This window comes from Streptomyces sp. col6 (genome assembly GCF_008042035.1).
GTDB lineage: Bacteria > Actinomycetota > Actinomycetes > Streptomycetales > Streptomycetaceae > Streptomyces.
Genome location: NZ_RDBL01000013.1, coordinates 561,825 through 567,944, shown reverse-complemented (window position 1 = coordinate 567,944; position 6,120 = coordinate 561,825). Strand labels below are relative to the sequence as shown.

General features: G+C 71.5%; 6 protein-coding genes. 4 read left to right on the top strand and 2 right to left on the bottom strand.

Annotated features, from left to right (window positions below):
- Positions 1–39: 39 nt before the first annotated feature.
- The 3 genes from EAO73_RS36030 to EAO73_RS19185 all read left to right on the top strand — a co-directional run bounded on the left by EAO73_RS36030 (position 40) and on the right by EAO73_RS19185 (position 1,772).
- Complete coding sequence (locus EAO73_RS36030) at positions 40–726, top strand: DUF3105 domain-containing protein (RefSeq protein WP_224756371.1); 687 nt, start codon at positions 40–42, stop codon at positions 724–726.
- Between the two features lie 162 nt (positions 727–888).
- Positions 889–1,221 carry an STAS domain-containing protein gene (locus EAO73_RS19190; protein WP_224756370.1) on the top strand — a complete coding sequence of 111 codons (333 nt, stop codon included), beginning with the start codon at positions 889–891 and terminating at the stop codon, positions 1,219–1,221.
- Positions 1,222–1,283: 62 nt separating this feature from the next.
- On the top strand, positions 1,284–1,772 hold the full coding sequence (locus tag EAO73_RS19185; protein ID WP_191134139.1) for an ATP-binding protein: 489 nt from the start codon (positions 1,284–1,286) through the stop codon (positions 1,770–1,772).
- Positions 1,773–1,775: 3 nt separating this feature from the next.
- Here the strand turns inward: EAO73_RS19185 and EAO73_RS19180 are convergent, their stop codons facing one another.
- Both EAO73_RS19180 and EAO73_RS19175 read right to left on the bottom strand, forming a co-directional pair.
- Positions 1,776–3,674: a hypothetical protein gene (locus EAO73_RS19180; RefSeq protein ID WP_147972754.1), complete on the bottom strand. Its 1,899-nt coding sequence runs from the start codon at positions 3,672–3,674 to the stop codon at positions 1,776–1,778.
- A gap of 119 nt (positions 3,675–3,793) precedes the next feature.
- Positions 3,794–4,135 carry a PRC-barrel domain-containing protein gene (locus EAO73_RS19175; protein WP_147972753.1) on the bottom strand — a complete coding sequence of 114 codons (342 nt, stop codon included), beginning with the start codon at positions 4,133–4,135 and terminating at the stop codon, positions 3,794–3,796.
- 206 nt (positions 4,136–4,341) lie between these two features.
- Between EAO73_RS19175 and EAO73_RS19170 the strand changes: the two genes are divergently transcribed.
- On the top strand, positions 4,342–6,096 hold the full coding sequence (locus EAO73_RS19170) for an NAD+ synthase (RefSeq protein ID WP_147972752.1): 1,755 nt from the start codon (positions 4,342–4,344) through the stop codon (positions 6,094–6,096).
- The last annotated feature ends 24 nt before the right edge of the window (positions 6,097–6,120 follow it).

Here is a 6,120-nt window from a genome sequence, read left to right as displayed (position 1 = left end):
CCCGTCCCCTCATCGCCCCTTCCCCGAAGGACCCACGACATGAGTTACGACCGCAGGACCCGCATAGAGCAGATGCGCAATGCCGACCGCGCGCGGGACCGCCGCAACCGGGTGCTGGCCGTGAGCCTGAGCGCCGTCGTCGTCGCGGGGCTCGTCACCTTCGGTTCGTACACGATCCTCAACAAGTCGGACGACACGTCCTCGAACAGTTCGATGACCGACGACGGGAAGGGCGGGACCCCGTCCGCCGGCGAGACGGACAAGGATCTGGCCACCGGGCCCATCGAGGGCGAGAAGTCCTGGGACGCGAAGAAGCTGACCCGCAACCACGTCACCGAGAACGTCGACTACCCGATGAAGCCCCCGGTCGGCGGTGACCACAGCCCGGTCTGGATGAACTGCGACGGCGAGGTCTACAAGGAGGCCGTCCCCGACGTGAACGCCGTGCACGCCCTGGAGCACGGTTCGGTCTGGGTGACGTACACCGACAAGGCGCCCGCCGCCGATATCGACAAGCTCGCCGACCGGGTCTCGAAGACGCCGTACTCGCTGATGAGCCCCTACAAGGACCAGGCCGGGGCGATCATGCTGACCGCCTGGGGCAAGCAGGTGACCGTGGACGGCGCGGACGACCCGCGGGTGGCGCAGTTCTTCGCCCATTACGTGCAGGGGCCGCAGACGCCCGAGCCGGGCGCCGCCTGCACGGGCGGGCTCGACGGCTCCTGACCCGGGCCCGCGGTACGGAGCGCCGGGAGAGTTCCCCTTCCCGCACCTGCACCCGACCGGGCTGAAGCGGTCGCGGTGCGCGGCGTTCCGGCCCGGGTGGCCGTCCGCCACCCGGGCGCGGCCGCCCTACCGCGGACATGGGGAAGCTGTAAAAATCTTCGCATGAGACCCCAGGAATCCCACGTGTCGGCCACATCGGTGCCGGTCATCGCCCCGCACGGAGACGTGGACATCGAGGCCCTGCCCGCGCTCCAGGACCGGGCCGATGCCGCGCTCGCCGAGCACGGCGCGCTCATCCTCGACGCCGGCGGTATCGCGTTCGCGGACTCGTCCTTCCTCCGTCTCGTTCTCACCCTGCACAGTCGGGGGGACCTGAGGATCGCGAGCCCCTCGCCGACGGTTCAAAGGCTTCTGCGGGTGGTCGGTGCCGACACGTTCCTGAGCCTCTACGCCACCGTCGAGGCGGCCCGGTCCGGCCGGCTGACGGCTGCTTGAAAGCGGCGCGTCGGGGCAGAAGGTCAATGGCTGTGACGGGCAGTGCACCGGACGGGGGATGGATGGAACAGCGAGTGGCCGGGGACGACGTCGTCACCGAGCAGCGGAGCGGGACGGCCGTCGTGCGCGGCAGCGCCGCGTACGAGATGACGTCCGGCGAGATCGCCCGCGCCCGGGAGTTCGTGCGCGCCTTCCTCCACGAGGGCGAGGTGCTGCACGCGTGGGAGGTGTCCGACCGGGCCGCCGACGTCGCCCAGCTGGTGGTCAGCGAACTGGCCACCAACGTCTGCAAGTACGCGCCGGGGCCCTGCCTCCTGGATCTCGAATCCGATGGTGTGACGCTGAGCATCGCGATGTGGGACTCCGGCGCGGTGCTCCCCACCGCGTCCGCTGCCGATCCCACACGGATCGGCAGCCACGGCCTGGAGCTGGTCCTCATGGTCTGCCAGAGCTTCGAGATCCGCCGTGAACCGGTCGGGAAGCGGCTGAGCGTCGGGGTCGCCCTTCAGGACGCCCCCGACCGGAGCCCGCACGGCCGGACCCCCTGGTGACCCTCAGCGGGTGCCGGGCGGCTTGAGCGCCTCTCCCGTGCGCGTGCGGGCCTCCACAGCGGTATTCGTGGGGTCGCGTACGACGAGCGTGGTACCGGAAGCGGTTTTCCCCGCCGCGGTCAACCGCGTGACACCTCGCGATCCGGCGGCCAGCAGGTAGCGGTTCCCCTCCTTGTCCCGGTACATCACCGACGCCACGACATGCTGTCCGAAGCGGGAACAGGCTGCGGAGTCGCGCGCGGCGCCTGCCAGGAGCAGCCGGCGGCCGTTGTCGGGCCGCATCCCGACGACGACCTGGCCCTGCCCCTGCCAGGTGTCGGCCCGCATACAGCTCCACGTGCCGCTGCCACCACCGGGCAGTCGCTGGCCGGCGAAGTCCCACGTGTTCACGGCGCGCACCCCGGCGTCCAGTCCCGGCAGCGAGCACGACGTCCTGGACCACGCCATCAGGGCGGCCGGGCCGGTGGCTTCGACCGGGCGGGCGGCGGCATGGGTCCTGCGCCCGCTCACCGGCAGGGGCTGGTAGGTGAGGTGCGCGGGGGCCGCCCCGCCGAGGTCGGTGAGCAGAAAACGGTGGTTCTCCACGATCCTGGTCGACGAGCGGAGCTGCAGGGCGGGCCACGCACCGCAGCCCTTGGCCGGAGGAAGGGGGACGGACCGGGTCACTCCCCCGGCCACCCCCAGCGGCTCGGGGAGGCGGTCGGGTGCGCGCAGATCGCGGAGGCCGGACTCGGAGATCCATGGGGCGAGCAGATACCGGGCCGACGAGCGCCCGCGCACGACGGTGAGCGCCGACGCGTCGGTGACACCGGAATCGTCCGCTCGGGCGATGTCGAGCGCCACCTCCCCGGCACCCCTTTGCGCGGGCTCGGTGTAGCGGACGGTGCGCCGGCCGTCGTAGAACATGACGACCCTGCGTCCCTCCAGCTCCCCCGCGTAGAGCAGCTGGGGCGAGCGGGCCGGTCCTTCGTCCGTCGCGCCCGGAGCGACCGAGCGCCGTACGGACGGAGAGGGGTGGTCCCACACCCGGAGCGCACGTGAGAGCAGCCCGTCGTCGCCGGCCAGGCTCCCTCGGGCGGGCCATGCGGTGAGGTCCACGCGGGAGGTGTCCGCCCAGGTCTCCGGGTCGGTACGAACCAGGTGCCGGGGATCGAGTGCGGCGGAGGCGGCCCGCGCCCCGGCCGCGGGGGCGGACGGAACGGTGGCGGCCGGACGCATAAGCTGCGCCGTCAGCGCAACGCATCCGGCGATTGCCGCGAGGGTGCCCGCGGCCGCCGCCAGGCGATGATTGCGGCGCCTGCGCAGAAGATCGTCCGGGGTCGTCTGCACCACACAGGGGTCGAACTCGGTCGAGGCGAGGGCGCGTTCACCGTCGGCTCCGAGCTGTTCACGCAGGGCGTGCGCGCATCGCACGGCCTCCGGATCGCCCGTGACCCGGGCGGCCTTGGTCTCGGACAGCCCCTCCAGTACGAGCAGCGCGTAGGCCGCCCGCGCCGGCGGGGTCATCGCCGCCAGGGCGCGGTCCAGTTCGAGTTCGGCCAGTCCACCGGCGCGCGGGAAGAGGCGGAGACCGACGACGGCCGGCACGCCGCGCAGGGTGCCGGAGGCGAGTGCCGCGCGGACGATACGGGTGCGCAGCCATGTGTAGACGTCGCCGTCGGCGTCCACGCGGACGGTGCGGGTCAGGCGGGGCAGCGCTCGTTGCACGATGCGGTGCGCGTCCAGCACGCGGCGGTGCCGGCCCCGGTCGCCGTGGAGGGTGAGATAGGCGAGCCGCACCAGACGCGGATAGTGCTCGATGAGCACCGCTTCGACGCGGTCGAGGGGTATGCGGTCCTCCGAGGGCGTGTGCCCGCGTCGGTCTGCGGCACGCGGCACGACCCGCTCATCTCTCTCGCTCATACCTCACTGAACGAGGCGGTCCGCCGCCGGACACGCCGTCGGCAGAGGTTGAACAGGTGAGCGACCGCGAAAGGGCCCCAGGAATTCCTCCTGGGGCCCCACCGCGCTGCGCCGCCGGATCACGGACGCCGGTGGCTCTGGTAGTAGTCGCCGATCTGCTCGTGGTAGACGGAATCGCCGATGTGCTTGTCCTTGTCGAACTCCGGGGAGTCCTTGATCTGGTCCTTGGTGAGATCGACGAAGATCCTCTTCCCCTCGGCGTCGACGCCGCTCACCGTCCCGGCGGGCAGCAGGACGTGCTTGCCGAAGATCCAGACACCGGTGTCCACCACCAGGTAGGCGGAGCCCACGTCGTCCGAGTGCTTGTCGACCTTGCCGACGCTCCCGTCAGTGGCCTCGACCTTGTATCCGGTCAGGTCGGTGCCGGCGATGTAACCGGAATTCGGCTCGTAACCCCACATGACAAAACCCTCCCTATGCAGAAAATCCGCCATTCTCTCTCGGCGCCCGGTGCCCGGGAATTCGGCCCTCACACATCGCCGCCCGGGGAGTTCGTGAGCCTCGCCCGGACGAGGACATACCCGGGGGCCGGGTTCCGCCCCGGACGCCTCGCCTGACCGGGGCCCTGCCGGGACATCGCGTCAGTCAGACGATTAGAGTGGGGCGCGTGCCTCAACTACGCCTCGCACTGAATCAGATCGACTCGACCGTCGGCGACCTCGCCGGCAACACCGAGGCGATCGTCCACTGGACCCGGCACTCCGCCGAACAGGGCGCCCACTTCGTGGCGTTCCCCGAGATGGTGCTGACCGGCTACCCCGTCGAGGACCTGGCCCTGCGGTCGTCCTTCGTCGAGGCCTCGCGCGAAGCGCTGCGCGCGCTCGCGGCCCGGCTCGACGCGGAGGGCTTCGGGGAGACCCCCGTCCTCGTCGGCTATCTCGACCGCTCGGAGTTCGCCGCGGAGCGCTACGGCCAGCCGGCCGGCTCGCCGCGCAACGCGGCCGCGGTGCTGCACCGCGGCGGGATCGCGCTGAACTTCGCCAAGCACCACCTGCCGAACTACGGCGTCTTCGACGAGTTCCGGTACTTCGTGCCGGGCGACTCGATGCCCGTCGTCCGCGTGCACGGCATCGATGTGGCGCTCGCGATCTGCGAGGACCTCTGGCAGGACGGCGGCCGCGTCCCGGCCGCGCGCGCCGCCGGGGCCGGGCTGCTGCTGTCGGTCAACGCCTCGCCGTACGAGCGGGACAAGGACGACACGCGGCTGGAACTGGTCCGCAAGCGCGCCCGTGAGGCCGGCTGCACGACCGCGTACCTCGCGATGATCGGCGGCCAGGACGAGCTGGTCTTCGACGGCGACTCGATCGTCGTCGACCGGGAGGGCGAGGTCATCGCCCGCGCCCCGCAGTTCGCCGAGGGCAGCGTGATCCTCGACCTCGACCTGCCCGCCGCCCCGGCCGAGGCGCCGTCCGGCGTGGTCGCCGACGGTCTGCGGATCGACCACGTGGTCCTCTCCGAGGAGCCGCTGCCGCCGTACGAGGCGGAGCTCGCCGGGGGGTACGCGGACCGGCTGGACGACGACGAGGAGCTGTACACGGCTCTCGTGGTGGGGCTGCGGGCCTACGCCGCGAAGAACGGCTTCACCAGCGTGCTCATCGGGCTCTCCGGCGGCATCGACTCGGCGCTGGTCGCCGCCATCGCCTGCGACGCGCTGGGTGCGCAGCAGGTGTACGGGGTCTCGATGCCGTCCAAGTACTCCTCGGACCACTCCAAGGGCGACGCGGCCGAGCTGGCGCGGCGCACCGGGCTGAACTTCCGGACCGTCCCGATCGAGCCGATGTTCGACGCGTACATGGGGTCGCTGGGGCTCACCGGGCTCGCCGAGGAGAACCTCCAGTCGCGGCTGCGCGGCACAATGCTGATGGCCATCTCGAACCAGGAGGGCCAGATCGTCCTGGCCCCGGGCAACAAGTCGGAGCTGGCGGTCGGCTACTCGACGCTGTACGGGGACTCCGTCGGGGCGTACGGGCCGATCAAGGACGTGTACAAGACGTCCGTCTTCCGGCTGGCCAAGTGGCGCAACCGGGCCGCCGAGGAGCGGGGGCAGACCCCGCCGATCCCGGAGGCGTCCATCACGAAGCCGCCGAGCGCGGAGCTGCGGCCGGGCCAGGTGGACACGGACTCGCTGCCGGACTACGACGTGCTCGACCGCATCCTGGAGATGTATGTCGACCGGGACCAGGGGCTCGAAGCGATCGTCGCGGCCGGGTTCGGCCGGGCGCTGGTGGCGAAGACGCTGCGGATGGTGGATACGGCGGAGTACAAGCGGCGGCAGTATCCGCCGGGGACGAAGATCTCGCCGAAGGGGTTCGGGAAGGACCGGCGGCTGCCGATCACGAATCGTTGGCGCGAGGCCGGCTGACGCCGGCGGGTCCCTGATACGCGA